The 26,512-nt window shown below is 68.2% G+C and carries 26 protein-coding genes; 12 read left to right on the top strand and 14 right to left on the bottom strand.

Annotated elements, in window-relative coordinates; translation table 11 throughout:
• Window positions 1-75: 75 nt before the first annotated feature.
• Entirely contained in the window at window positions 76-1,323 is a 1,248-nt protein-coding gene (locus tag Q8O26_RS13480) for a multicopper oxidase family protein (protein ID WP_305576421.1), read from the top strand.
• On the opposite strand, the gene Q8O26_RS13475 is transcribed toward Q8O26_RS13480, so the two are convergent.
• On the bottom strand, window positions 1,320-2,843 hold the full coding sequence (locus Q8O26_RS13475; protein WP_305576419.1) for an NAD(P)H-hydrate dehydratase: 1,524 nt from the start codon (window positions 2,841-2,843) through the stop codon (window positions 1,320-1,322). The two genes, Q8O26_RS13480 and Q8O26_RS13475, sit on opposite strands and share 4 nt — an antisense overlap.
• Before the next feature lie 332 nt (window positions 2,844-3,175).
• On the opposite strand from Q8O26_RS13475, the gene Q8O26_RS13470 reads away from it, so the two are divergent.
• Together Q8O26_RS13470 and glnA are read left to right on the top strand one after the other, a co-directional pair.
• A complete protein-coding gene (locus tag Q8O26_RS13470) occupies window positions 3,176-3,514 on the top strand; it encodes a P-II family nitrogen regulator (protein WP_296576966.1) in 339 nt (112 codons plus the stop codon).
• 61 nt (window positions 3,515-3,575) lie between these two features.
• A complete protein-coding gene (gene glnA, locus Q8O26_RS13465; protein ID WP_305576417.1) occupies window positions 3,576-4,985 on the top strand; it encodes a type I glutamate--ammonia ligase in 1,410 nt (469 codons plus the stop codon).
• Between the two features lie 114 nt (window positions 4,986-5,099).
• Here glnA and Q8O26_RS13460 read toward each other — a convergent pair whose 3' ends face one another.
• From Q8O26_RS13460 to Q8O26_RS13450, 3 genes are all read right to left on the bottom strand, one after another.
• A complete protein-coding gene (locus Q8O26_RS13460; protein WP_305576415.1) occupies window positions 5,100-5,693 on the bottom strand; it encodes a hypothetical protein in 594 nt (197 codons plus the stop codon).
• A 129-nt stretch (window positions 5,694-5,822) separates the two neighbouring features.
• Window positions 5,823-7,448, bottom strand: a complete 1,626-nt coding sequence (locus Q8O26_RS13455) for an EAL domain-containing protein (protein WP_305576413.1) — start codon at window positions 7,446-7,448, stop codon at window positions 5,823-5,825.
• Window positions 7,449-7,753: 305 nt separating this feature from the next.
• Complete coding sequence (locus Q8O26_RS13450; RefSeq protein ID WP_305576411.1) at window positions 7,754-7,966, bottom strand: hypothetical protein; 213 nt, start codon at window positions 7,964-7,966, stop codon at window positions 7,754-7,756.
• A gap of 221 nt (window positions 7,967-8,187) precedes the next feature.
• Here Q8O26_RS13450 and Q8O26_RS13445 point away from each other — a divergent pair, with 221 nt between their 5' ends.
• Window positions 8,188-10,212, top strand: coding sequence for a PhoX family phosphatase (locus Q8O26_RS13445; RefSeq protein WP_305576409.1), 2,025 nt, complete (start codon window positions 8,188-8,190; stop codon window positions 10,210-10,212).
• A 13-nt stretch (window positions 10,213-10,225) separates the two neighbouring features.
• On the opposite strand, the gene Q8O26_RS13440 is transcribed toward Q8O26_RS13445, so the two are convergent.
• Window positions 10,226-11,047 carry an alpha/beta hydrolase gene (locus Q8O26_RS13440; protein ID WP_305576407.1) on the bottom strand — a complete coding sequence of 274 codons (822 nt, stop codon included), beginning with the start codon at window positions 11,045-11,047 and terminating at the stop codon, window positions 10,226-10,228.
• A gap of 101 nt (window positions 11,048-11,148) precedes the next feature.
• On the opposite strand from Q8O26_RS13440, the gene Q8O26_RS13435 reads away from it, so the two are divergent.
• Window positions 11,149-11,541, top strand: coding sequence for a VOC family protein (locus tag Q8O26_RS13435; protein WP_305576405.1), 393 nt, complete (start codon window positions 11,149-11,151; stop codon window positions 11,539-11,541).
• Between the two features lie 78 nt (window positions 11,542-11,619).
• Here the strand turns inward: Q8O26_RS13435 and Q8O26_RS13430 are convergent, their stop codons facing one another.
• Complete coding sequence (locus Q8O26_RS13430) at window positions 11,620-12,546, bottom strand: hypothetical protein (protein ID WP_305576403.1); 927 nt, start codon at window positions 12,544-12,546, stop codon at window positions 11,620-11,622.
• A gap of 183 nt (window positions 12,547-12,729) precedes the next feature.
• Between Q8O26_RS13430 and Q8O26_RS13425 the strand changes: the two genes are divergently transcribed.
• Complete coding sequence (locus Q8O26_RS13425; RefSeq protein WP_305576401.1) at window positions 12,730-12,990, top strand: hypothetical protein; 261 nt, start codon at window positions 12,730-12,732, stop codon at window positions 12,988-12,990.
• A gap of 79 nt (window positions 12,991-13,069) precedes the next feature.
• Here the strand turns inward: Q8O26_RS13425 and rpsI are convergent, their stop codons facing one another.
• From rpsI to Q8O26_RS13410, 3 genes are all read right to left on the bottom strand, one after another.
• On the bottom strand, window positions 13,070-13,546 hold the full coding sequence (gene rpsI / locus Q8O26_RS13420) for a 30S ribosomal protein S9 (protein ID WP_305576399.1): 477 nt from the start codon (window positions 13,544-13,546) through the stop codon (window positions 13,070-13,072).
• 2 nt (window positions 13,547-13,548) lie between these two features.
• On the bottom strand, window positions 13,549-14,010 hold the full coding sequence (gene rplM, locus Q8O26_RS13415; protein ID WP_305576397.1) for a 50S ribosomal protein L13: 462 nt from the start codon (window positions 14,008-14,010) through the stop codon (window positions 13,549-13,551).
• Between the two features lie 201 nt (window positions 14,011-14,211).
• Window positions 14,212-14,916 carry a glutathione S-transferase N-terminal domain-containing protein gene (locus Q8O26_RS13410; RefSeq protein WP_305576395.1) on the bottom strand — a complete coding sequence of 235 codons (705 nt, stop codon included), beginning with the start codon at window positions 14,914-14,916 and terminating at the stop codon, window positions 14,212-14,214.
• A 209-nt stretch (window positions 14,917-15,125) separates the two neighbouring features.
• Here Q8O26_RS13410 and Q8O26_RS13405 point away from each other — a divergent pair, with 209 nt between their 5' ends.
• Window positions 15,126-16,715 (top strand): AMP-binding protein, encoded by a 1,590-nt coding sequence (locus tag Q8O26_RS13405; RefSeq protein ID WP_305576393.1) that lies wholly within the window; start codon window positions 15,126-15,128, stop codon window positions 16,713-16,715.
• Window positions 16,716-16,914: 199 nt separating this feature from the next.
• Here Q8O26_RS13405 and Q8O26_RS13400 read toward each other — a convergent pair whose 3' ends face one another.
• On the bottom strand, window positions 16,915-17,361 hold the full coding sequence (locus tag Q8O26_RS13400) for a PaaI family thioesterase (protein WP_305576392.1): 447 nt from the start codon (window positions 17,359-17,361) through the stop codon (window positions 16,915-16,917).
• Between the two features lie 99 nt (window positions 17,362-17,460).
• Here Q8O26_RS13400 and Q8O26_RS13395 point away from each other — a divergent pair, with 99 nt between their 5' ends.
• From Q8O26_RS13395 to Q8O26_RS13385, 3 genes are all read left to right on the top strand, one after another.
• On the top strand, window positions 17,461-18,273 hold the full coding sequence (locus Q8O26_RS13395; protein ID WP_305576509.1) for an enoyl-CoA hydratase: 813 nt from the start codon (window positions 17,461-17,463) through the stop codon (window positions 18,271-18,273).
• The gene (locus Q8O26_RS13390) at window positions 18,270-18,812 is read left to right on the top strand and encodes a CoA-binding protein (RefSeq protein WP_305576390.1); all 543 of its coding nucleotides are present in this window, start codon (window positions 18,270-18,272) and stop codon (window positions 18,810-18,812) included. Before Q8O26_RS13395 ends, Q8O26_RS13390 begins: the two co-directional genes overlap by 4 nt.
• 155 nt (window positions 18,813-18,967) lie before the next feature.
• On the top strand, window positions 18,968-20,251 hold the full coding sequence (locus Q8O26_RS13385) for an O-acetylhomoserine aminocarboxypropyltransferase (protein ID WP_305576388.1): 1,284 nt from the start codon (window positions 18,968-18,970) through the stop codon (window positions 20,249-20,251).
• Between the two features lie 124 nt (window positions 20,252-20,375).
• On the opposite strand, the gene Q8O26_RS13380 is transcribed toward Q8O26_RS13385, so the two are convergent.
• Window positions 20,376-21,461 (bottom strand): COX15/CtaA family protein, encoded by a 1,086-nt coding sequence (locus Q8O26_RS13380; protein WP_371134562.1) that lies wholly within the window; start codon window positions 21,459-21,461, stop codon window positions 20,376-20,378.
• A gap of 93 nt (window positions 21,462-21,554) precedes the next feature.
• On the opposite strand from Q8O26_RS13380, the gene Q8O26_RS13375 reads away from it, so the two are divergent.
• Window positions 21,555-21,779, top strand: a complete 225-nt coding sequence (locus Q8O26_RS13375; RefSeq protein WP_305576386.1) for a DUF2842 domain-containing protein — start codon at window positions 21,555-21,557, stop codon at window positions 21,777-21,779.
• A 7-nt stretch (window positions 21,780-21,786) separates the two neighbouring features.
• On the opposite strand, the gene Q8O26_RS13370 is transcribed toward Q8O26_RS13375, so the two are convergent.
• The 3 genes from Q8O26_RS13370 to Q8O26_RS13360 all read right to left on the bottom strand — a co-directional run bounded on the left by Q8O26_RS13370 (window position 21,787) and on the right by Q8O26_RS13360 (window position 24,895).
• Entirely contained in the window at window positions 21,787-22,200 is a 414-nt protein-coding gene (locus tag Q8O26_RS13370; protein WP_305576384.1) for a DUF1489 family protein, read from the bottom strand.
• 46 nt (window positions 22,201-22,246) lie between these two features.
• Entirely contained in the window at window positions 22,247-22,615 is a 369-nt protein-coding gene (locus tag Q8O26_RS13365; protein ID WP_305576382.1) for a hypothetical protein, read from the bottom strand.
• Between the two features lie 231 nt (window positions 22,616-22,846).
• Window positions 22,847-24,895: an acetyl-CoA carboxylase biotin carboxylase subunit gene (locus Q8O26_RS13360; protein WP_305576507.1), complete on the bottom strand. Its 2,049-nt coding sequence runs from the start codon at window positions 24,893-24,895 to the stop codon at window positions 22,847-22,849.
• A 160-nt stretch (window positions 24,896-25,055) separates the two neighbouring features.
• On the opposite strand from Q8O26_RS13360, the gene Q8O26_RS13355 reads away from it, so the two are divergent.
• Window positions 25,056-26,453: an amidase gene (locus Q8O26_RS13355; RefSeq protein ID WP_305576380.1), complete on the top strand. Its 1,398-nt coding sequence runs from the start codon at window positions 25,056-25,058 to the stop codon at window positions 26,451-26,453.
• Window positions 26,454-26,512 lie beyond the last annotated feature (59 nt).

Raw genomic sequence — 26,512 nt, 5'->3', positions numbered from 1 at the left:
AGTCCCGTGCCATCCCGTTGTGAGACAGGGCCGCCCTTGCCTTCCGATATTCCCCGATCGCCCAGCGCCCGCACCTTGAGTCGGCGCCACCTGCTCGCCGCCCCGGCGGTCCTGACCCTCGCCGCGCTGGCGACGCCGGAACGCGCTGCGGCGCAGGGCCTGCGGCTCACCGCCGCAGCGGGCGAGGCCCGGCTCGGGGCCCCAGACGGCCCGGTGACGCCCGTCCTCGGCTATGACGGCGTCCTGCCGGGTCCGGTGCTGCGGGCGAAGCGCAGTGTGCCGCTGGCGATCGACGTCACCAATGCGCTGGCCGAACCGACCGGCCTCCACTGGCTGGGCCTCAGGGACCCGGCCGTCGGCAGCCTGCCCGACATCGCTCCCGGCGCCACGCAGCGCCACGACCTGACGCCGCGCGACGCCGGCACCTTTCTCTACCGGCCGCGGCTCGCCGGGGGCGAGGCGCAGCTGCGGGCGGGCCTTGCCGGGCTGCTGGTCATCGCCGACGAGACGTCGCCGCTCCACGATCGCGAAATTCCCCTGCTGCTCTCGGAGCCGCCCGGCGGCGCGGCGTCGCCGCAGGCGGGCCTCCTCGTCAACGGCCGGCCCGACCTTTCCCTCTCCGCCCGCCCGCACGAGCGGCTCTGGCTGCGCTTCGCCAACGCCACGGCAAGCCGCATCCTGCAATGGACCGTGCCCGACCAGCGCCTCACCCTCGTCGCCCTCGACAGCCAGCCCTGCGAACCCTTTCCGCTCGACGAGGGCCGGCTGATGCTCGCACCGGGACAGCGTGCGGAGGTCATGTGGGATGTCGCGGCGGCGGCCGGTACGACCTTGCCAATCGCCCTCGCCAGTTTCGCCGGCACGACCCTCGCCGGTCGCATGAGTGTGGAGGGCTCGCCCTTGCGCGCGGCGCCCTTGCCACCCCCAGCCCCGTTCCCTGCCAATCCGCTACCGCAGGCCATGGATTTCCGGCGCGCGACGCGGCTCGACCTGCCGATCGGGGCGACGACCTTTGCCGGCCGCAGCGCTCGTGACGCCGCGGGCGCACCGGCCCTGCGCCTGCGCCGTGGTGCGGTGGTCCTCGCAGCGATCCGTAACGAGGGCGCGGCCTTTCACGCCGTCCACCTCGAAGGCCATCCCGCCCGCCTTCTCGACGGCCTCGACGACGGCTGGAAGCCCTTCTTCCTCGATACGGTCCTGGTGGCGCCCGGCAGCACCGCCCGGATCGCCTTTGTGGCGGAGACTGCCGGACGGTTCCGCGTGACGGCCCAGGCGATCAACGGCGCGGATGATCCCCTCGTCGCCCTGCTGGACGTCGGCTAGTCGTCGTCGGCAGCGTCAGCTTCTCTCGCCTCGGCGAGGCGGCCCGCCAGCGCACCGAGGACCCGCGGCAGCACCTCCGGCAGATCCTCGGCAATCAGCCCGAGACCTGCGGCCTGCCCGGCCTCGCCATGCAGCCAGACCGCGGCGCTCGCCGCTTCGAAGGGTGCCATGCCCTGCGCCAGAAGGCCCGTCACGATGCCCGCCAGCACGTCGCCGGACCCGGCCGTCGCCAGCCAGGGCGGCGCATTGGCGGCGATGGACACGGTTCCGTCGGGCATGGCCACCACCGTATCCGGCCCCTTGAAGATCACAGCGGCTCCCGAAAGCGCCGCCGCCCGGCGCGCCGCTTCGGGCTTCGACAGGGCGGGGTCGGCTCCGAACAGCCGCGCGAACTCCCCGCCATGGGGCGTTAGCACCACCGGACGACCGGGCCAGGCGCGGATGCCGGCGAACAGCGCGCTGGGTTCCTCGGCGAAGGCGGTGAGGCCGTCGGCGTCGATGACGGTCGCCGCCCCGCTCGCGAGCGCCTCGGCGACCAGCGCCCGCGTCGCCTCGCCGGTCCCCAGCGCCGGACCGAGACAGACGGCGTTGCGCCGCCGGTCGGACAGAATGGCGGCGAGGCCGGCAGGCCCGTCCATCCGCTCCAGCATGACGGCGGTGAGATGAGACGCGTTGACGGCGAGCGCCTCGGGCGGCGAGGCGAGCGTCACGAGGCCCGCGCCCACCCGCAACGCCCCGCGTGCCGCGAGGCGCGCCGCGCCGGTCCGCGCCAGCCCGCCCGACACCACGACCGCATGACCGCGATGATACTTGTGCCCGTCCGCCCGCGGGAACGGAAAATGGTCGCACCAGAGCGCAGGGTCGTTGGCGAAATCGCGGATGGCGAGCCCGTCCAGAACTGCGGGCCGAATGCCGATATCGGCGACCCGGACCGTTCCGCAATGCAGGCGTCCAGGCATCAGCAGATGGCCGGGCTTGCGGCGGAAGAAGGTGGCGGTTTCCCGCGCCATCATCGCGACGCCGCGCACCGCGCCCGTCTCACCGTCGATGCCCGAGGCGATGTCGGCAGCGACGACCCGGCAGCCCGAGGCGTTGACGGCGGCGACGACATCCGCCTCGACACCGGCGATTGCGCGGGAGAGGCCGGCGCCGTAGAGCGCGTCGACCACAACGGCGGGCCGGCCGGCAGCCCAGTCCCGCAGAGGGACCGGCGCCCTCCCCCAGGCCTCCGCCGCAGCCGCGGCGTCGGGCGCCTGCGGCGGCCTACTGGCCGCAACCGTCACGCCGAAGCCGCGTTCGCGCAGGACCCTGGCCGCCACATAGCCGTCGCCGCCATTGTTGCCGGGCCCGCACAGCACAACGATGCGGGTGCCGAGGGCCGTGGCGCGCGCCACCGCATCGGCGACCGCGACGCCGGCGCGGTGCATCAGAACCGCCCCCGGCGTGCCCGCCGCGATGGTCAGGCGGTCGGCCTCGGCCATGGCCCGGGGCGTCAGGAGAGCGCTGGAACGGCGTGTCATGCCGCCACCTTCGGGAGGCTCCCGGTCCGGGTCAATCGCCCCGGTTGCCGGAACGACAATTTTGTTTGCCTATTTTTACGGCAAACATGACGCATCGGCCGACGGCAACCCGCCGCGCGGCAGGCAGAGCGACTATTTTTTAATCCTGATGCGCATTTTTGCGGCACTGACTTGACGGCGTGGCCGGCCATGGGCCAAGGAGCGCTGGCTTTCTCCTTGCAATTGCAGCACAATTGCCTCGTGAAGCCTCTGGCACATCTCCTGCTAGCCCGCGAAAGCGGTTCGGGAGCGGGAGCCAGATCCGGCGATCGGACCACAGGAGCAGGATCGGAATGAAGAAGATCGAGGCGATCATCAAGCCTTTCAAGCTCGATGAGGTGAAGGAGGCGCTGCAGGAGGTCGGACTTCAGGGCATCACCGTTACTGAGGCGAAGGGGTTCGGCCGCCAGAAGGGTCATACCGAACTCTACCGCGGCGCTGAATATGTCGTGGATTTCCTTCCCAAGGTGAAGATTGAGATCGTCATGCCCGACGACATGGTGGACAAGGCGATCGACGCCATCCGCCGTGCGGCCCAGACCGGCCGGATCGGCGACGGCAAGATCTTCGTCTCGACCATCGAGGAAGCCATCCGCATCCGCACCGGCGAATCCGGCCTCGACGCGATCTGAACGAAATTCGGCGGGTCCGCCTGTCGCAAATGCAAACGTGCAAACCAAGAGGAAGCACTAAATGACGACTGCCAAGGATGTCCTGAAAATGATCAAGGAGAACGACGTGAAGTACGTCGATCTCCGCTTCACCGACCCGCGTGGCAAGTGGCAGCACGTCACCTTCGACATCACCATGATCGACGAAGAGATCTTCGCCGAAGGCACGATGTTCGACGGTTCCTCGATCGCCGGCTGGAAGGCGATCAACGAGTCGGACATGCTCCTCATGCTCGACCCCTCGACCGCCCAGATCGACCCGTTCTTCGCCGAGACGACGCTCTCCATCGTCTGCGACATTCTCGAGCCCTCGACCGGCGAGTCTTACAACCGCGACCCGCGCGGCATCGCCAAGAAGGCCGAGGCCTACCTGAAGTCGACCAAGATCGGTGACACCATCTTCGTCGGTCCCGAGGCCGAATTCTTCGTCTTCGACGACGTGAAATTCGCCGCCGAGCCCTATCACACGGGCTTCAAGGTCGACTCGTCGGAGCTGCCGACCAATTCCTACACCGACTACGAGGGCGGCAATCTCGGCCACCGCGTCCGCATCAAGGGCGGCTACTTCCCCGTGCCGCCGATCGACAGCCTGCAGGACATGCGCGGCGAAATGCTCGCCTCCATGGCCAAGATGGGCGTGAAGGTCGAGAAGCATCACCACGAGGTTGCTTCCGCCCAGCACGAGCTCGGCATGAAGTTCGACACGCTGACGCACATGGCCGACCAGATGCAGATCTACAAGTACTGCATCCATCAGGTCGCCAACATCTACGGCAAGACCGCCACCTTCATGCCGAAGCCGGTCTACGGCGACAACGGCTCGGGCATGCACGTGCACCAGTCGATCTGGAAGGGCGGCAAGCCTCTGTTCGCCGGCAACAAGTATGCCGACCTCAGCCAGGAGTGCCTCTGGTACATCGGCGGCATCATCAAGCACGCCAAGTCCCTGAACGCCTTCACCAACCCGTCGACCAACTCCTACAAGCGTCTGGTCCCCGGCTATGAAGCCCCGGTGCTGCTGGCCTATTCGGCCCGCAACCGTTCGGCCTCCTGCCGCATTCCGTGGACGGCCAACCCGAAGGCCAAGCGCGTCGAGGTCCGCTTCCCCGACCCGACCGCCAACCCCTATCTGGCGTTCGCGGCCATGCTGATGGCCGGCATCGACGGCATCACCAACAAGATCGATCCGGGCGCTGCCATGGACAAGGATCTCTATGACCTGCCGCCGAAGGAGCTGAAGAAGATCCCGACGGTTTGCGGCTCGCTGCGCGAGGCTCTGCAGAACCTCGACAAGGACCGCGCCTACCTCAAGGCCGGCGGCGTCTTCAACGACGACTTCATCGACAGCTACATCGAGCTGAAGATGACCGAGGTGATGCGCTACGAGATGACGCCTCACCCGGTCGAGTACGACATGTACTACTCGGTCTGATGCGGACGGGGCGGGCTTTCGGGCCCGCCCCTTCTTTCTCAAGACGTTTTACCGCCAAGAAGCCCTGTTGATCCCAGAAGTCCGGCGCCCCGCTGCTCGACCTTCAAGGCCCTGTCACGGAACCGGCAGCGTCATATCCCCGAGCGGCCGCCAACGCTGTGTCGTGGTCATTTCGACACCGCTGAACCGGGAGATCGAGACCGCCTGCGTCGAGATACCGCTCTCGCGGCTGATCCAGTAGCGGTTGTGCATCTCGACCCGCACCGCGCCCTCCATGGTCATGCGCGCATCGAATGTGTCATGCACCACGCCGTCGAGCGTCTCGGTTCCGCAGACCACTCCCGTCGCCGACCGCGCCTGTGACCTGATCGCCTCCCTGGCTTCGGCATGCTGCTTGTCACGGTCGAAGCTGTGAACCTTCGTCCAGGTGCGTACCTGGTCGGCGGACTGGTACATCGCGCCCTGATACGTGAGCACCCAGGGGATGTTCTCCGGATTGACCGGCTTGAACATGTGGTGGTCGCGGGAGACGAAGATGAAGGCGCTCTCTGTGGTCGACGCGCCCTGCTGGACCGTGTTGAGGCTCTGGCCAGGCCGGCCGTCGAGGGCACCCTCGAGATAGCGCACGAGACGGTCGCGGCATTCGTCGGCGCCCGCGGCGCCCATGGCGACGAGGATCAGCGTCGTCGCGACAGTCAGCGTCTTCATTCCAGCCTCTCTCTCCGATCAACGGCAGGGCATCGATCCCCTTCCTGAGAGCGAGCCACGAACCTGAACCGGAAGCAACACCCGACATCAGCTTCGGTGCGAACGGCCCGGAACCACCGACGTCCATGCCTAGGTCGCGGGGTTGACCCCGAGCGCCTCGCTCCGCTGGCGCTGCTCGGCGACGATCCCTTGCAGAGCCTGCGCATCAACCGGGCGGTAGAACAGCCAGCCCTGCGCATAGGCCACCGCCTGCCCGACGAACCATGCCGCCTGCTCTTCCGTCTCGATCCCCTCGACCACGAGATCGATCTCGAGAGCCCTCGCCATGTCGAGGATCTGCGGCAGGACCGGTGACCCCTTCTTGCCCGCCCCGACTGTCACGGTGAAGCTCCGGTCGACCTTGAGGGCGTCGATCGACAATTCGTTGAGATAGGACAGGTTCGAAAAGCCCGTGCCGAAATCGTCGATGTAGATGCGGTGTCCCCTCGCCCGCAGCAGCCTGGTGCCGTCGATCGCCTGATCCCGGCGTGTGGCGGCATGTTCGGTCAGTTCCAGGATGATGCATCGCGGCTCGATGTGCGTGCGTTCGAGCATGGAGGCGAGGGTCTCGTAGAAGTCGGGATCGTCGAGATCGCTGGCCGAGATGTTGATGCTGACGCAGAAATCGGGATGGCTCTTTATGAACCCGGCGAGTTCGAACATCACCCGGCGGAGCATGAAGTGGGTGATCTGACCGATGAGCCCGGCCTCCTCGGCGACGGGGATGAAGGTCGCCGGCGGGACCTGATCGCCATTTTCGTCGCGCCAGCGAATGAGCGCTTCCGCGCCGACCACCGATCGATCGGCGAGCCTGACGATCGGCTGGTAGACCACGTCGAAACTGCCTTGGGCGATCGCCCGCTTGAGCTTTTCGGGCAGGGACCGCCGGGCTGTCTGCCGGTGAATGATGAGAAGGCCGAGGCCGAGACCGATGATCGTCCCGAGCCATCCGCCGGCCGCCATAATCGGCCACTGCAGGCGGAGGATCTCGGACTTCGGAAGCGACGTGACGACGCAGATCGAGCGATCGCCGTCGCAGGCCGGATGGAACAGCGTGCCGTCGCGGTCCACCGGTCGGCCTGCCAGCAGTTCCGCGCCGCCGAGGGCCAGGGGCTTGCCGAACAGCCGGACGAACCTGCCGTCCGCTCCCAGATAGCCGGCGACGAAATCGACCCCGACCAGCACATCATGCGCCAGGGCGTCGGGATCCAGAACGACATTGGCCTCGCCTTCACCGAGGATCGGCGCACGGCTGTGGCGCACGACGAGAAGGGCTTCGGCCGCGTGGACGGAAAGGCCCTGCCGGGACACGAGGTCGGGGGGTGCGATGATGGCCGGCGACGGCAGCGTCTGCAGCGCCGCCGAACAATGCAGCGCGCCTCCCCGCACGCGGCCGATATCCTTGATGAAGCGCGTCAGAAAGACCCGCTCGCGCAGCTGCTCGAGTTCCGCCGCCGAACAAAAGGCTGCCGGCTGCCGGTTGAAGAGATCGAGGGTCTGCCGCGCCTCGAGATCGAGGGCCGCGAGTTGGTTGAGGACGGCGTGCCCCACGGAGGCGATGCGGTCCTGCGAGATCGCCACCAGCAGCAGCCATGCGGCGAAGGCCGCGAGCAGCGACGCGGCGACCGTGGAACCGAAGACGATGACGATCTGCTGGAGCCGGCCGGGTCGCCGGGTCGGGGCCACGACCGACGCACGCTGAGAGATGGATGTCACTGCGGCCTGCTGATGCCAACGGTGCTGGCGTGCTGAAAACGATGGAGAAACGTCTGTTCCTCAAGGGAAGTTTGAACTGTGCAGCCTTTGCATATTTCTGACAAGGGTATCCGCGAAGCCGCGAGTGCAGCATCTTCGTGGCTGGACCACGGGTCGAGATCGGTCTGTGGATTATCAGTGCGACACGCCGGACAAGCGGGCGCCGCGTCGTCACGCTGGCGTGCTCAAAACGCTGCGTCGTCGTCTGTGGCTTGGGCTTCGATCGCGAAGAGGAACGTCGATGGCGGCGCCCGCTAGCCAGCCTGTCACAACACCAGGAACGTCGCCGACAGCGCCACGGTCACGACCCAGGCGCCGATCCGCCCCAGCGTCCATTCCGCGCTCTTTTCATCGCCGGGGAGCACGAGGCTGGTCTCCTCCGGGTCGATGCAACCGAGGGCCAGGCCGGCGCGCTCGGCAGCGCGCATCAGCTTCGCCAGATCCTGTTCGACGGTCACCAGTCCCAACACGCGGTCCATGACGCAACTCCGGAACGCCTCGCCTGCCCTGTCGCGAACTCTGGACCTGCAGGCGTAAACGAGGTCTTTGCACGGGGCCGCTCGCCATGGGCAGTGGCGCCGGAACGAGACGGAAGCGGCGAGGGTGTGACATTTTGGTGCCAGGCACGACGGGCCTGCCGTCACCGTGATGTCGCAGTCTGCCGTTGAGGTTGAGGTTCACTGCCGACCCGGAGCCCGTGATGACCGACACGACCCACCGCGCCGACGATCCGGCCCTCGTCCGCTCGCAGGCCGCCGAACGCGCCGAGGACATCGGCCTCAGCCCGGCCGGCGCGCCGACCTTCGGCGACGTCGTTGCCGCCCGCTTCCACCGCCGCGACCTGATGAAGGGCGTCCTCGGTGTCGGCGCCATCACCGCGGCGCTCGGACCCGCCGCCCTCGCCTCCCGGACTGCCGCGGCGCAGACGGCCGACACCACGCCGTCCTTCGGCTTCCGCGAACTGTCCTCGACGCCCACCGAACGCGCCGAAGTGGCCGAGGGCTATGCCGCCGACGTGCTGATCCGCTGGGGCGACGGGGTCCTCGCCGATGCACCGGCCTTCGATCCGCGCGCCCAGAGCGCGGCGGGCCAGGCGCGCCAGTTCGGCTACAACAACGATTATCTCGGCTATTTCCCCGTCCCCGGCGCATCCGACCCGTCGCGCCACGGCCTGCTCTGTATCAACCACGAATATACCAACGAGGAGTTGATGTTCCCCGGCCTCGGCCGGCAGGACTGGGGCGGACCGCTCGGCCGCGCGAGGGCCTTTTCCGGCATGACCCCGGAACTCGTCGCGATCGAGATGATGGCCCATGGCGGCAGCGTGATCGAGGTCCGGCGCGAGGGCGGGCGCTGGCAGGTGGTCGCCGGCTCGCGCTATGCCCGCCGCATCACCGCCGACACCGCCATGGAGATCACCGGGCCCGCCGCCGGTCATCCGCGGATGCGCACCGCCGCCGACCCGGCAGGCCGGCGCGTCCTCGGCATGCTCAACAACTGCGCCGGCGGCCGCACGCCCTGGGGCACCTGGCTGAGCTGCGAGGAGAACGTCAACGGCTACTTCACCGGCCGCCTGCCCGAGGGCCATGCCGAGGCCGTCAACTACCGCCGCATGGGCATTCCCGCGCGCTGGTACAACTGGGGCGACCATGTCGAACGCTTCGACCTCGCCAGGGAGCCGAACGAGGCCAACCGTTTCGGCTGGGTCGTGGAGATCGACCCCTTCGACCCCACATCGACGCCGAAGAAGCGCACCGCTCTCGGACGTTTCAAGCATGAGGGCGCGGCGGGCATCGTCGCCCGCGACGGGCGCTACGTGCTCTATTCCGGCGACGACGAGCGCTACGACTACGTCTATCGCTTCATCACCGAAGGCCGCGTCACCGGCGACCGGGCACGCGACGGCGACCTCCTCGATGCCGGGACGCTCGCCGTCGCCCGCTACAACGCCGACGGCACGGGCGACTGGCTGCCGCTGGTGTTCGGCGAAGGACCGCTCACCGCCGCCAATGGCTTTACCTCCCAGGCGGACGTGGTGATCGAGACGCGCCGGGCCGCCGATCTCCTCGGCGCCACCCGCATGGACCGGCCGGAGGACGTCGAGGCGAACCCTGCGACCGACAAGGTCTATGTGATGCTCACCAACAACAGCCGCCGCAAGCCCGAGGAGGTCGATGCCGCCAATCCGCGCGCCGACAACCGCTTCGGACATATCGTCGAGATGCTCCCCGACGGGCGCGACCACGCCGCGCCGCGCTTCACCTGGGACATCCTCGTGCGCTGCGGCGACCCGTCCGTGGCCACCGTCGGCGCCACCTTCAACAGCCGCACCTCACGGGACGGCTGGTTCGGCATGCCCGACAACTGTGCCATCGACGCCGACGGGCGGCTGTGGGTCACGACCGACGGCAACTTCCCCTCGCGCACCGGCCGCAACGACGGCGTCTGGGCGATGGAGACCGAGGGCGCGGCGCGCGGCACCTCGAAGCTCTTCTTCAAATGCCCCTTCGGCGCCGAACTCTGCGGACCGGAATTCACCCCGGACGGCGAAACCTTCTTCGTCGCCATCCAGCATCCCGGCGAGGCCGATCCGGAAGATGCGAGGGCGGCACCCGCGACCTTCGAGAACCCCGCGACCCGCTGGCCGGACTTTTCGCCCGACATGCCCCCAAGGCCCTCCGTCCTCGCCATCACCCGGCAGGGCGGCGGCAAGATCGGCAGCTAGTGACCCTCGGCAGCTAGCGGGCGAGATCGAGCAGCGCCCGCGTCAGCGCGCCGTCCGGGCGGCGCATCGTCTCGAGGATGGAGAAATGGTCGGCATCGGCGACCGGCAGGATGGACCCCGGTGCACCGGCACGCAGCCGCGCCGCATGCATGGCATGGGAGTTCGCCACCAGCGCCGGCAACTCCTGCGCGCCATAAGTGATGGCGAACGGCTTCATCACCGGTGGCCGGCGCAGCGGCGACAGGTCAGCGATCTCGGCCGCCGAGAGCTTGAGGGTTTCGTTCAGATAGGTGTCGGCCAGCGGCGCGAGTTCGAAGATGCCGGAAATGCCGAGCCCGGCCGTCACCGCCGCGTGGCTCAGCGCCATCGCGGCGAGGTGCCCGCCCGCCGACCAGCCGGCAACGATCAGCGGGCCGGCGATGCCGTGCGCGGCAGCATTCGCCGCCAGCCAGTCGAGCGCCGTGCTGCATTCGCCGACGATCTGCGCCAGAGACGCCTCGGGCGCCAGGGTGTAGCCGGGAATCGCCACCGACCAGCCATGGGCCGCCACCCCCTCGCCCAGCACCGCGAACATCTCGCGGGAGTTCCGCATCCAGTAGCCGCCGTGGAAATAGATGAGACAGGGCGCGCGGGGGTCCCGCCCGGGATAGAGGTCGATCTTCTGCCGCGCGGCCGTGCCAAAGGGCAGGTCCATCGTCGCAGCGAAGCGCCCGCGGATATCAGCGGATTCCGCGGTCCAGCCGGCGAATGTCTCGACCCAGCTCGGCACGGCCTGGCCGTTGTTGTAGGCGGCGTCGCGCAGGGCCTGCGGAACGGGAGAGACGTCTATGGCCATGATCGGGTATCCGGTCGACAACAATGGCCACTGTCGCATGGATCGCGCCGGGGTGAACCGCCGCGGCCGCATGCGGTTCACCCGCGGATGAGGAGATCTCCATGACCCGACCGGCCAGCCAGCCCGCCGACCATTCCACCGTCTCGGCCTATGTGATGGCGCAGGGCGCGCGCGACCTGATGGACTTCCTCGGCACCGTCTTCGGCGCGACGACGCTGATGGCCATCGCCCGCGAGGATGGCAGCCTCATGCACGCCTCGCTCAAGATCGGCGATTCCGTGGTGATGATCGCCGAGGCCACCGCCGACCACCCCGCCTTCCCCGCCTGGCTGCATGTCTATGTCGACGACGTCGACGCCACCCATGCCGCGGCGCTGGACAAGGGCGCCACCGAGGTCGAGGCCCCCTCCTCGAAGGGCGACGGCGACCGGCGCGGCGGCTTCCGCGACGCCTGTGGCAATGTCTGGTGGATCGCGACGCCAGTCCGTCTCTGACGCTGGGATCGGAGCGAGCGACATGGACCCGCTCGCAATCAGGCGAAAGGCCAGATTTCGTCGACCGGATCGGAAGGCTCAGATCAGCAGTTCGGCCCAGCCCTTGAAGCTCCGCCGCGCTGACCCGTCGGACCGCGCCAGGTCGCCGCGGATCACGGCCATGGCGAACCCGCCGGTCCGCCAGTCTGCGACCTCCTCGAGCGCTACCGTCTCAGCCTCCAGCCGCCAGGGCGCCCCCCGATGGGTGAAACCGACCTGCCAATGCGTCGGCCAGCGATAGGGGCGGTCGCTGACGGGGCGGCTGTCGCGGATTTTGAAATCGATGTCCGACATCACGCCTTCGCCGTCGACGGTGGTCATGCCGCTCTCGCGCGGCACGCCCGGCTGGGCGCGGTCGTGGTAGCGCAGATAGATGTCCCGGTTGTCCTCGGTCCATAGGTAAAGGCCGTTGAAATTGTTCCAGTTCGCGCCGAAATCGCTGGTGAACCGGTTGAAGCCCGTGCGTGCGATGAACTCGAAGATGACCCGCCCGCGGAGCTCCCGCCCCTTCCAGCGCATCGTGGCAGAGGCCGCGCCGATCCAGTAGTCATTGTCCGGCGTCTGCCGCCGCAGGATCGGCGTCAGTCCTTCGACCACCATGTCGATGTCGTTGGTCGCGCTCACCATGCGCATGCCGCCGGCAACCGTCCCGCGAAACTGGAAGTGCTCGGAATCCGGGATGGACTCGAGGATCTTGTCCGGATTGGGATAATGCGCGCTGCCGGCGACAGGCACGACACCCTGCCCCTCGGCGAACATCGCGATCCAGTGGTCGGCGAAGAAGCGTTCTCCGGTCTGGCCGCGATTGTTGTCATGCGCGAGGTAGACGGTGCCCTGCGCGTCCGAGCCGACGAAGGAAAAATAGTCGGAGTGATAGCGCCGGGTGACCTCCGCCTGCAGCAGCCTAGGCGCCGAGGCGACGAGTCCCGCGCCCACGAGCAAGACATGACGACGATCCAAAGACATGAGCCGACCCCTCTCGACATGCCCACGATGGCGACAAAACCCTGTTCCGCAATTCACGTCTTATTGACGCGAAACACGATCGCGGCCCCGGCGGCTGAACCTCGGACACGGCCGCGACCGGCCGGGCCGGAACAACCGGGGCGCCCTGATGTTGTGGATCAGCACGACAAAGGAGGACCCGGCATGCAGGACGAGACGAAGAGCGTGACCGCCCGCGAGACGACGACCCGCACGGCGCATACGACAGCGACCGAGAAGGGCACCACGATCCCGGCCCACGACAAGCCGGTCGAGAAGGGTGCCGAGGGCGTGGAGCGTCGCACGGCGGGCGGCGGCGGGGACGACGAGGGGTCCCGGACGGTGCTGAAGGAAGCCCATTCGACCGCCACCGAGGCCGGCACCACGATCCCGGCCCACGAACGGCTCGTGCCGAAGGGCGAGTAGGCGCCGCCCTGCGGCCTCGGCCTGCCCAAAACGAAAAAGCCGGGCACAGGGCCCGGCTTTCTGATGTCGTGAAGAGCGATCAGCGCTTCGAGAACTGGAAGGACCGGCGGGCCTTGGCCTTGCCGTACTTCTTGCGCTCGACCACGCGGCTGTCGCGCGTGAGGAAGCCGCCCTTCTTCAGCGCGCCGCGCAGATCCGGCTCGTAATAGGTCAGAGCCTTGGAAATGCCGTGGCGCACTGCGCCGGCCTGGCCGGAGAGGCCGCCGCCGGCGACCGTCACGTTGATGTCGTACTGCGTGTCGCGGCCGACGAGAACGAGCGGCTGGCGGAGCAGCATGCGCAGCACCGGACGGGCGAAGTAGACTTCGAGCGTGCGGTCGTTGACGGTGATCTTGCCGGAGCCCGGCTTGACCCAGACGCGGGCAACCGCGTCCTTGCGCTTGCCGGTGGCATAGGCGCGGCCCTGCTTGTCGAGCTTCTGCACATGCCGGGGGGCGTCAGCGGTCGCCGGCTTGAGAGCGCTCAGGCCTTCGAGAGACGAAACGGTCTCAGCCATGGTCATGCCCTCACGTTCTTGGAGTTCATCACGCCGACGTCGAGGACGACGGGCGTCTGGGCCTCATGGGGGTGCTTGTCGCCACCATAGACGCGCAGGTTCGACATCTGCCGGCGGCCGAGCGGACCGCGCGGGATCATGCGCTCCACGGCCTTCTCGACGATGCGCTCGGGGAACTTGCCGTCGCGGATGGTCTTGGCGATCCGCTCCTTGATGCCGCCCGGATAGCCGGTGTGATGGTAGTAGGCCTTCTGGTCCCACTTGCGGCCGGTGAAAACCACCTTGTCCGCATTGATGATGATGACATTGTCACCGCAATCGACATGGGGGGTATACGTGGCCTTGTGCTTGCCGCGCAGGCGCGTCGCCACGATCGTCGCGAGGCGGCCGACAACAAGGCCCTTCGCGTCGATCAGAACCCACTTCTTGTCGACCTCGGCGGGTTTCGCCACATAGGTCTTCATGGTCGTGTCTTCCGGAATTGAGAAATCGGAAGCGGCGGTGCGCAGATCGCCCGTCGCGTCGGGAGGGCTATAGGCGAGACCGGCTGCCGCGTCAACGCAGGCAACCGGCAAAAAGAAAAGCAAAACCAGATACTTATAAAATAGGTATTTTAATACCTTGTTTTTATGGCCGATTTTGCAAGGGCTTGCCCCCGTCCTGGCTCAGGGGCGCGCCGGGATCTCGAGGCCCCGCTGGACCGCGGGACGGGCGAGACAGCGCTCGAGCCAGGCCGGAACCTCCTTGAGTTCGTGATAGGCGACGAGATCGCCGGCCCCATAGAAGCCGACGAGGTTGCGCACCCAGCCTATCAGCGCGATGTCGGCGATGGTGTAGTCGTCGCCCATGATGTAGCGGCGCCCGGCGAGCCGCGTCTCCAGCACCCGGATCAGACGGTGGGCCTCGGCGCGGTAGCGCTCCAGGGGGCGCTTGTCCTCGTATTCCCGGCCCGCAAACTTGAAGAAGAAGCCGAGCTGGCCAAACATCGGGCCGACAGCTGCCATCTGGAAGAACACCCACTGGATGGTCTCGATCCGGGCGACCGGATCGGCCGGCAGGAAGCGACCGGTCTTCTCGGCGAGATGGAGCAGGATCGCACCGGATTCGAACAGCACGAGCGGCTGTCCGCCGGGCCCGTCGGGGTCGATGATCGCCGGGATCTTGCCGTTCGGGTTGAGCGCCAGGAATTCCGGGGTCCAGGTTTCGTTCTGGCCGATATTGATCGCATGCGGCTCGTAGGGCAGCCCCGTCTCCTCCAGCATGATCGACACCTTCACCCCGTTCGGCGTCGGCAGCGAATAGAGCTGGATGCGGTCGGGATGGGCGGCGGGCCAACGGCTCGTGACGGCGAAGGCGGAAAGGTCGGACATGGCAGCTCCTGGCCGGTCAGTGTAACGGGACCCGGTTGTCAGATGGACCGCGAGCCTCGGCGATCACAGGGCGCGGCGCAAGCATCGCGCCATCGTGATCGGCCGGCTCCGCCGCACGGCCCAGTTGAGCGACCCATCCCCTCTGCGCCACGCTCATCCGGTCCGGGAGGCGGGATCAACCCGCCCCGCATGAGTCCCGAGGAAAGCCCATGCCGATGGTCACCCCGCCCGCGGGCCATGTCGGACCCTTCGCCGGCCTCGACGTGCCCTGGCTCCTGAAGCTTCGGGCCCGCACCCGCCGCGACCATCCCTTCATCGTCTGGACGCCCTTCGGGCGGCCCTCGGTCACCCTCACCTACGGCGCATTCTACGCCCGTGTCGGCGCCCTCGCTGCGGGCCTGGCGAAGCGCGGCGTCACGCCCGGCGAATTCGTGCTGATCCACCTCGACAACTGCCTCGAAGCCCTGCTCGCCTGGTATGCCTGCGTCGAACTCGGCGCCATCGCCGTGACCACCAACACCCGCTCGGCCGGTCCGGAGGTCGCCTATTTCGCCGGCCATTGCGGGGCGGTGGCTGCCATCACCCAGCCTGCCTATGCCGGCGCGGTGGCCGCCCATTGCCCGGACCTCCGGTGGATTGCCGTCACCGACAATGATGGCGGCGAGCCCGCCCCGGCCGCCGCGCTTCCCGAAAAGGCGATGCGCTTCGACGCCCTCTTCGCGGACGATTCCGACCGCCCGTCACGGCCGCACGACCCCGCATGGCCCTGCTCCGTCCAGTACACCTCCGGCACCACGGCCCGGCCCAAGGCCGTGCTCTGGACCCACGCCAATGCGCTGTGGGGTGCCAAGGTCAACGCGGTCCACGAGGACCTCCGGCCCGAGGACGTCCATCTCGTCCACCTGCCGCTCTTCCACACCAACGCCCTCGCCTATTCGGTGCTCGCGGCGCTCTGGGGCGGCGCCACCGCCGTCGTCATGCCGCGCTTCTCGGCGAGCCGCTTCTGGACCATTGCCGCCGCGCACCGCTGCACCTGGACCTCCGTCGTGCCCTTCTGCACCCGCGCCCTCATGGAGCGGGACATTCCGAAGGCCCACACGTTCCGGCTCTGGGGCAGCGCCGTCTGCGAACCGCCGACGGACGCCCACTTCGGCGTCAAGACCATCGGCTGGTGGGGCATGACCGAGACCATTACCCACGGCATCATCGGCGAGGCGAACCAGCCGAACACGCCCATGGCCATCGGCCGGGCAGCGCCGGAATACGAGATCCGGGTGAGTGACGACGATGGCCGGCCGACGCCGGCCGGCGGCACCGGCCACCTGCGCATCCGCGGCATTCCCGGCCTGTCGCTGTTCAAGGAGTATCTTTTCAACGCCAAGGCCATGGCCGACAGCTTCGACGAGGACGGCTATTTCATCACCGGCGACCGCATCACCCTGCTGCCCGACGGCTTCCTGAAATTCGCCGACCGCGACAAGGACATGCTGAAGGTCGGCGGCGAGAATGTCGCGGCGTCCGAGATCGAACAGGTCATCTTGGCGGTTCCGGGCGTCCGCGAGGTGGCGGTGGTGGCGAAGAAGCATCCGATGCTCGACGAGGTGCCCGTCGTCTTCATCATCCCGCAGGGCGGCGTCGCTGGCGCGGCGCCGGGCCTTACCGACAGGGTTCTCGCCGCCTGCCGCGCCGCCCTCGCCGATTTCAAGGTGCCGCGAGAGGTGCATCTCGTCGACGACATGCCGCGCTCGACGCTGGAGAAGATCGCCAAGGCCGAGCTGAGGAAGCGGCTGGAGGCGTGAGGCGAGCAAGGATCAGGAACGGCCCCACCCTCACCCTCCCCGCGCGGAGCGGGAGACTACCGCGTCGAGCATGCGCCGCCCGGTAGAGCCTGGCCCGACCGAAGAAATTGGGCGCGAGGCCGAAGTCCCCCTCCCCGCGCGGAGCGCGGGGAGGGTGCGGGTGGGGCATTCTTCCATCCGAAGGTCGACGGCGGTCCCCTCACCGGTCCGGCGGGATCGAATAGGTGCCCGTCGCATGAGCGACGAGCTCGTACGGCTCGCCTTCCGACCAGATCGACACCTCGCCGACGGCCAGCCGCTTGCCGAGCTTGATGAGCCGGCATTCGGCGATCAGGTCGCGCTGGTCGGGCTTCCTGAGGAAGTTGATGTTGAGATTGGTCGTCACCGCCAGCGCTACCGGCCCGATCGAGGCGAGGATCGCCACATAGAGCCCGGTATCGGCCAGCGTCATCATGGTGGGACCGGAAATGGTTCCGCCGGGACGGAGCTGGCGGGGATCATAGCGGCAGCGCATGCGGGCGAAGCGGTGCTCCACCGCCTCGACCAGGAAGGTCTTGCCGGCGCCGAAGACCTGCGGGAACTCCCTCTCCAGGAAGGCCTCCATCGCGGCGGCATCGAGTTTTGGCGGCGGTTTGGTCTGTGACATGGCACAAGCGGATCCCGACGGCGGTCGTTCGACAGCCTTGCGGGCGCGACGATAGCGGGCGACAGTCCCGGCCGCTCCTCTTGCGAAAGGCGGATGGCGATGCACGCGCCGGCCCTCTCGACGCGCCCGATCCTTGACCGCCGTGACCAGGACGGCGTGACGACGCTGACCCTCGACGATCCCACCAGCCGCAACGCGCTGTCGGAGGCGATGCTTGCCGGCCTTTCCGACGCTTTCACCGCCATCGCCGCGGACCGGTCCGTGCGCGCCGTGGTCCTCACCGCCGTCGGCCCCTGCTTCTCCTCCGGCCACCACCTCAAGGAAATGACAGCCCGCCGCGCCGACCCGGACCGCGGCCGCGCCTATTTCACCGAAGTGCTGGCCCGCTGCTCCGCCATGATGCAGCAGATCGTCCATCTGCCCCAGCCGGTCATCGCCGCCGTCCAGGGCCTCGCCACCGCCGCCGGCTGCCAGCTCGTTGCCACCTGCGACCTCGCCGTCGCATCCGCCGCCGCGCGCTTCTGCACGCCGGGCGTCCATATCGGCCTCTTCTGCTCGACGCCGATGGTGGCCCTGTCGCGCAACGTCGCGCCCAAACACGCCATGGAAATGCTGCTGCTCGGCGACATGATCCCGGCGGAGGAGGCGCTGCGCATGGGCCTCGTTAACCGGGTCGTCCCGGCCGGCGAGGAGGTCGCCGCAGCCGAGGCCCTCGCCGCCCGCATCGCCGCGAAATCGACGCTCACCGTGAAGATCGGCAAGCGTGCCTTCTACGACCAGAGCGGCATGCGCCTGTCAGACGCCTACGACCACGCTAGCGCCGTCATGGTCGAGAACATGCTCGCCCGCGATGCCGAGGAGGGCATCGGCGCCACCCTCGCCAAGCGCCAGCCCCGATGGGAAGACCGGTGAACCACGACCACTATCCCGACGCCTACATCCGCGCGATCCTTGGCGAGGCCAAGGTCGTCGCCATGGTCGGCGCCTCGGCCAATGCCGTGCGTCCTAGCTATTTCGTGCTGAAATACCTCCTCGACCGCGGTTACCGCGTCCATCCGGTTAATCCCGGCCTCGCCGGCCAGGAGATCCTCGGCTGCCGGGTCTATGGCAGCCTTGCCGCCATTCCCGAGCCGGTCGACATGGTCGACATCTTCCGCAATGCGGAGGCCGCCGCGGCCGTCGTCGACGAGGCCCTCGCCTTGCCCACGCCGCCGAAGGTCGTCTGGATGCAGCTTTCCGTCCGCAACGATGAGGCCGCGGCGCGGGCCGAAACCGCCGGCCTGAAAGTGGTGATGAACCGCTGCCCGAAGATCGAACTCGGCCGCCTCTCCTCGGAAATCTCCTGGATGGGTGTCAATTCGCGCACCATCTCGGCCAAGCGCGCCCCGCAGCTGAAGTCCGGCAAGTTCCAGAAGCTCGGCCTGCGGCAGACCTTCGAGGGCAGCGACTGAACGCCGGCTCGCGGCCCCCGGGAAACCGCACATCTCCCATCGTGACGGAAAAGAAAATTCTCTTTCCTTGACCGGGGATGCGGGCGTTCGATAAAAAGAACACAACGTTCGTCAATGAAACCAGCCGCACGACGGCACCCCAAGGAGGACTCCCCATGGCCGACCGCGCTCCCGGTTTCGCGACCCTCGCCGTCCACGCCGGCGCCCAGCCGGACCCGACCACGGGCGCCCGCGCGACACCCATCTACCAGACGACGTCCTTCGTCTTCGACGACGTCGACCACGCCGCCTCGCTCTTCGGACTGCAGGCCTTCGGCAACATCTACACGCGCATCGGCAACCCGACCAATGCGGTGCTCGAGGAGCGTGTGGCGGCTCTGGAGGGCGGCACGGCGGCCCTCGCCGTCGCCTCCGGCCATGCCGCCGAATTCCTCATCTTCCACGCCCTGCTGCAACCGGGTGACGAGTTCGTCGCCTCGAAGAAGCTCTATGGCGGCTCGATCAACCAGTTCAACCATTCCTACAAGAGCTTCAACTGGAACGTCGTCTGGGCCGATCAGGACGACGTGTCCTCGTTCGAGCGCGCCATCACGCCGAAGACCAAGGCGATCTTCATCGAGAGCATCGCCAACCCCGCCGGAGAGATCACCGACATCGCCGCCATCTCGGCCATCGCGAAGAAGCACGGCCTGCCGCTCATCGTCGACAACACGCTGGCGACACCCTACCTTATTCGCCCCTTCGAGCATGGCGCCGACATCATCGTCCATTCCGCCACCAAGTTCCTCGGCGGCCACGGAAATTCCATCGGCGGCGTGATCGTCGATGGCGGCTCCTTCGACTGGATCAAGTCCGGCCGCTACCCCTTCCTGACCTCGCCCCGGCCGGAATATGGCGGCATCGTCCTCGCAGAAACCTTCGGAAACTTCGCCTTCGCCATCGCGACCCGCGTCCTCGGCCTGCGCGACCTCGGGCCGGCGCTTTCGCCCTTCAACGCCTTCCAGATCCTGACCGGCATCGAGACCCTGCCGCTGCGTATGGAGCGCCACTGCGCCAATGCCCTGAAAGTGGCCGAATTCCTCTCCACTCACGCCAAGGTCGCCTGGGTCTCCTATCCCGGCCTGCCCGGCGACAAGGGCCATGCCCTGGCGCAGAAATACACCCCGAAGGGCGCCGGCGCGGTCTTCACCTTCGGCCTGAAGGGCGGCTTCGATGCCGGCGTGAAGCTGGTCTCCGAGGTGCAGCTCTTCTCCCACCTCGCCAATGTCGGCGACACGCGCTCCCTCATCATCCACCCCGCCTCGACCACCCACCGCCAGCTCTCCGACGCGCAGAAGACCGTGGCCGGCGCCGGGCCGGAAGTGGTGCGCCTCTCGGTCGGTATCGAGGACCCCGCCGACATCATCGCCGACCTCGACAAGGCGCTGGGAGCGGTGTGAGGACGCCCGACGCCATCCGTCATCATGCCCGGCCTCCTGCCGTACATGACGCGAGCGGGTGGGTTCCTTCACCTCTCCCCAGCGGGGAGAGGTGAAGAACTCCGGTCGACGATCTGGCCCGTCCCTACTCCGCCGGCACCGCACGCCCGACCGGCGCCACCTGCATCCGCGGCGCGTGGGTCAGGGCGAAGACATGCGACAGCGCATGTCCCAGCAGGACCACCGCGAAGCCCTGGTGCAGCAGGCCCGCCCAGAGCGGCACGACCAGCATCAGCGTGACGATACCGATCACCGCCTGCACCAGCATCAGCCCGAACAGTACGGTCGCGCTCTTGAAATAGGCCGTGCCACGCGCCGACAGCATGTGCCAGAGCGCCAGGGCGACCAGCCCATAGGCGACGAGGCGGTGGTTGAACTGGACGAGGGCCAGCGAGTCGATGAAGGCCTCGAAGGTGCTCGGCTTGTCGAACAGCACGGCCATGGGCGGAATGAGAGCGCCGTCCATCAGCGGCCAGTCATTGAAGCGCATGCCCGCCTTGTTGCCGGCGACCAGCCCGCCGAGGGCGATCTGCAGCGCCAGTACCGCAAGCACGGCGATGCCGCCGCGGCGCACCGCGTCGGGCACCGGCTCGCGCCGGTGGGGCGCACCGAGCATCAGCGCCGTCCAGACCAGCAGCGCGAAGATGAGACAGGCCAGCGACAGGTGGAACATCAGCTTCAGCGGCGCCACATAGACCATGCCCGGCTGCAGCCCCGAGGCGACCATCAGCCAGCCGACGAAACCCTGCAGGCCCATCATCAGGCCGATGGCGAAGGTGCCAGCGGCGAGGCGCACCGACATCCAGCCCTTGGCAGCGAAGAACAGCCAGGGCAGCAGCATGGCGGCGCCGAGGAGGCGGCCGAGGAAGCGATGGCCCCATTCCCACCAGTAGATGAACTGGAAGTCGGCGAAGCTCATGCCGCGGTTGATGGCTTCATATTGGGGACTGGCGCGGTATTTGGCGAATTCCTCCGCCCATTGCGCCGCACTGAGCGGCGGCAGGGCGCCGGTGACCGGCTTCCATTCGGTGATCGACAGGCCGGAATCGGTGAGGCGCGTCGCGCCGCCCACCACCACCATGGCGAAGACGAGCGCGGCCACCACCAGCAGCCAGAGTCGGATGATGCGATCGGTATCGGGGCGGGACGGAAGGTCCGCTGTCGCCGTCATGCGGCGATCCTCCAGCTTGTGATGAGCGTACGGTGGGAGATATAGCCCTCACCTCCCGCCCGACAAGGCGGCAACCTGACCCGGTCTTCACGCATGCGTCAACGCACCCGCAAACTCATCGGCACGCTCCTGCTCCTGGCCTGGGTGACCTTCTACGCGCTCATCGTCATGGCGATCACGCACAATGCCGTCCGCCGTTTCGGGCCGATCGGCGAGCCGGTCTTCTATGCCGTCGCCGGCTTCGCCTGGATCCCGGTCGCCATGCTGGTGATCTGGTGGATGACCCGGCCGGACCCGGAAGACGACGACGAGGCCTGAGAGCCGCTCACAGCAACCCCAACTCCGCCAGTTCCTTCGCCAGTTCCGGCGGCATGCCCTTTGTGGCACCGGAATTCAGGTCCGGCGGCGCATCGGCGGCGGCGAGGTAGCGCCAGCCCTGGAAGGGCCCCTTGCGACGCGGCTGCACCCGGTGGATCACCGGTTCGAGGATCAGGTCGCAGCGCGAGATGCCCTCGCCATCGGTGAAGGGACGCACGCCGAGCAGCCTCTGCCGGCAGAGCACCTGGCCCTTGATCACCCAGTAGAGCGACCCCTCGCCGATGATCTCGTCAGCGCGCTTCGGCTGCATCCGCGTCGTGTGGACCTGCTCGCCGAAGCTCTTGATGCGCCAGTCGATCCATTCCTGCAGATCCTCGACGGAATCGGCGCCGACGCAGAGCTTGATGAGGTGGAGGGTCATGCCGGCAACCTAGCGCGCCGCAGCCGCCGCCCCAAGGGGCGCGGCGTCAGCGGCTGGGGACAACCGGCAGCGGCCGCAGCCCCAGCGCCATGCAGAGGTCGGTGCGCCAGACCGGCCCGTCGCGCCGCGCCGCGACGATCACCCGCTGCGGCACCTGGAAGCTGACGCCGCAGGCGGCGGCACTGAGCGGCGTCAGCAGCGTGATGGAGGTGAGCTCAGGGCCCTTTTCCAGCCGCTGCACGTCGATCGTCGCCTGCAGCTGGCCGCGCGCCACGGTGACGACCGCCACCGTGCCCTCGAAGACGATGTCGGCGCGCTGGACGATCTCGGCGCGGGAGAAATTGAAGCACTGGCAGGCCGAGGCGGGAGTGGCGGCGAGCAAGGCCACGAGGGCGGCGACAGGGCTTGGTCTCATCGCATCCTCCCTCGTTGCCATCCACCCGGTGTGCGGGGGGTCATGGGAAAGGCCCCACCCTCACCCTCCCCTCGCTGCGCGAGGAAAGGGGGACTACGACGTTCCGCCTCGCGCCAATACGTCGGGCCAGGCGCGCCGGGTCGATGCCAGGACGCGACGCGGTAGTCCCCCTCCCCTTGGAGCGGCGCGACAAGGGGAGGGTAAGGGTGGGGCCGACCAGAAGCACCACCCTCACGCCGCCCGCGCCTCGGCCACCTCGATGGCGGCGACCGGTGCCCCCTCGGCGACCTGCTCACCGGCCAGCACCGCAACCATCGTCACGGTCCCGTCGGAGGGCGCCACCAGCGTGTGCTCCATCTTCATCGCCTCGATGACAGCGATGCGGTCGCCCTTGGCCACCTGCTGCCCGGCTTCGACGAAGACCTGCACGACCTTGCCGTGCATCGGCGCCTTCACCGAACCGCCGCCGTTGAGATGGTCGAGGTCGACGTCGAGCGGGTCGAAGGCGCGGATTTCGGTCTGGCGGCCATCGCGGATGACAAAGACGCGGTCGGCAACAGGCATCACACGCGTATCGTCCAGATAGAGATGTTCCTCGTGACCGAAAATGAAGCCCCCGAGCCTTCCCAGCCGATGGTGACCGGGCAAATCAGGAACATCAACGGACTGGCCATCGACGCGGACCGTCGGGCCGTTCGCAGACCAATTGACCGTGGCAACCTTGCGCTCGCCATTCAACTCGAACGCAAGCTGCCGGGACCATTCTTTGGACGAGAGGAGGAAGCCGTCGGCCTCGATTGGACTCCATGGTCCAACGTGAGGTCCCAAACCATGGAAAGCCAGCCGGCCAAGCTCCCCCTGGATCAGCCGCAACACCCCCACCGCCGCCGCCTTGGCATCCATCGGCTGCGGCACCGCCCCCAGCGCCTCGACATTCCGGTCGATGAACCCCGTGTCGAAATCCCCTTCGCGGAACCCCTCCGCCTCGGTCAGCGCCTTCAGGAACCGCACATTGGTGCGTGGCCCCGCCACCACCGTTCCCGCCAGCGCCTGACCCAGCCGGTCCAGCGCCTCGTCGCGCGTCGCGCCATGGGCGATGACTTTCGCGATCATCGGGTCGTAATAGGGCGAGACCTCCGCCCCCTCTTCCACACCCGTATCGATGCGCACGCCCTCCGCCGTGCCGAACTCCAGCGCGTGCAGCGTACCGGTCGACGGCAGGAAGCCCTTCTCGGGATCCTCGGCATAGAGCCGCGCCTCCACGGCATGGCCCTCGATCGACAGATTGTCCTGCAACAGCGGCAGCCGCTCGCCGGAGGCGACCCGGAGCTGCCACTCCACCAGGTCCTGCCCGGTGATCGCCTCCGTCACCGGATGCTCCACCTGCAGGCGGGTGTTCATCTCCATGAACCAGAACCGGTCCGGCTGCAGCCCCTGCGAGCCGTCGGCGATGAACTCCACGGTGCCGGCGCCGACATAGCCGACGGCCCGCGCCGCCTCGACCGCCGCGCGGCCCATGGCCTCGCGCATCGCCTGCGGCATGCCCGGGGCGGGAGCCTCCTCGATGACCTTCTGGTGGCGGCGCTGCAGCGAGCAGTCGCGCTCGAACAGGTGGACGACATTGCCGTGGGTATCGCCGAACACCTGGATCTCGATATGGCGGGGCGAGAGCACATATTTCTCGATGAGCACGCGCGGATCGCCGAAGGCGCCTTGCGCCTCGCGCTGCGCCGAGGCCAGCGCATCGTCGAAGTCCATCGCCTTGTCGACGCGCTTCATGCCCTTGCCGCCGCCGCCGGCGACCGCCTTGATCAGCACGGGATAGCCGATCTCGTAGGCCTTCTCCTTGAGGAATTTCGCCTCCTGCATGGCGCCGTGATAGCCCGGCACCACCGGCACGCCGGCCTTCTGCATCAGGGCTTTGGCGCCGTCCTTCAGGCCCATGGCGCGGATGGCGGAGGCGGGCGGACCGACGAAGACGATGCCCGCAGCCTCGCAGGCTTCCGCAAATTCGGCGCGCTCGGAGAGGAAGCCATAGCCCGGATGGATCGCCTCGGCATGGGCTTCCCGGGCGACGGCGATGATCTTGTCGATCACCAGATAGCTGTCGCGGGCCGGGGCCGGGCCGATTGGGTAGGCCTCGTCGGCCATGCGCACATGCATCGCATTGGCGTCGGCCTCCGAATAGACCGCGATGGTCCGGAGCCCGAGGCGCTTCGCCGTCTTCATGACCCGGACGGCGATCTCGCCGCGGTTGGCGATGAGGACGGAGGAGAACATGCGCGCCTCGGCTGCTGGATCAGGGGCGGTGAATGTACCCCGTTCGCGTGCCGATGCCAGCATGCCGAAGGGACGAAGCGCGTGCATGGCATGCCCCCTGCACCGCGGCTTGCACGGCGGCCCGCGCGGCGGGACAAGGGCGCACCTGCCGGAGCCTGCCATGACCGACCTCGCCGACCTCACCGCCGCCGCCCTCTCCAGAGCCTATGCGGCGAAGACGCTCTCGCCGGTGGAGGTGACCCGCGCCGTCCTCGCCCGGATCGAAGCCTGCGAACCCGCCATCAACGCCATGTACATCGTGTCGTCGGATGCGGCGCTCGCCGCGGCGAAGGGCGCGGAGGCCCGCTGGGCGACAGGCGCGCCGCTCTCGGCGCTCGACGGCGTGCCGGTGACGGTGAAGGAAAACATCGGCACCAGGGGCGACCCCGCCCCCATCGGCGTGCCCATCGCCGACATGACGCCGCGGGCCGAGGATACGCCCGTGCCCGCGCGCCTGCGCGAGGCCGGCTGCGTCATCCTCGGCAAGACCACCATGCCCGATTACGGCATGATGTCCTCGGGGCTCTCCTCGCTCCACGGCATCACCCGCAACCCCTGGGACCTCTCGAAGAACCCCGCCGGCTCCTCCTCCGGCGCGGGCGCCGCGGCGGCCGCCGGCTACGGGCCGCTGCATGTCGGCACCGATATCGGCGGCTCCATCCGCCTGCCCGCCGCCCATTGCGGCCTGTTCGGGCTCAAACCCTCCTATGGCCGGGTGCCGATCCACCCGCCCTTTCTCGGCCGCGTCGCCGGACCCATGACCCGCACGGTGGAGGACGGCGCACTGCTGATGAACGTCATCTCCCGGCCCGACCCGCGCGACTATGCGAGCCTGCCCCATGACGGGCAGGATTTCGCCGCGGGTCCGGCGGGCCTGCCCCTGAAGGGCCTGAAGGTCGGCGTCATCACCGCCATGCCGGCGGGCCTGCCCGCCGATACCGCCATCGTCGCAGCGGTGGAGGCGGCGGCCGCGACGCTGGCCGCCGAGGGCGCCGTCGTCACGCCGGTCGAGGGCTATCTGACCCTCGCCATGCTCGACGGCATCTGCCGCTTCTTCGAGGCGCGCTCCCACGGCGACGTGGCGCGGCTCTCCGCGGCGGAGAAGGCGCGTATCCTGCCCTATATCGTCGAATGGGCGACTTGGCGCGCCGGCGCCTTCACCGGCGAGGACGTGATGAGCGGCTTCCTCGCCGTGCAGGCCATGCGCGAGGCGGCGACACAGGCGATCCAGGGGTTCGACTTTCTCCTGTCGCCCTGCACCTGCCCGGTGAACTATGCCGCAGAGGCCCACTCCCCCACCGACGACCCGCACCGGGCGCTGGAGCACATCCCCTTTACCGTGGCGCAGAACTTCTCCGAACAGCCCGCGGCGAGCGTCAACTGGAGCTACGACCGGACCGGCTTCCCCATCGGCGTCCAGGTCACCGGCCACCGCTTCGATGATCGGGGCGTCATGCGCTTCTGTATGGCACTGGAGAAGCTGCGGCCGGCGCAGAGGGATTGGCCGGTGGTGGGGTAGCCGGACGCGCTCAACCTCTTCGCGTCATGCCCGGGCTTGTCCCGGGCATCCACGACTTG

The organism is Phreatobacter sp., from assembly GCF_030691135.1.
Classification (GTDB): domain Bacteria; phylum Pseudomonadota; class Alphaproteobacteria; order Rhizobiales; family Phreatobacteraceae; genus Phreatobacter.
This window is presented reverse-complemented; position numbering and strand designations above follow the sequence as displayed.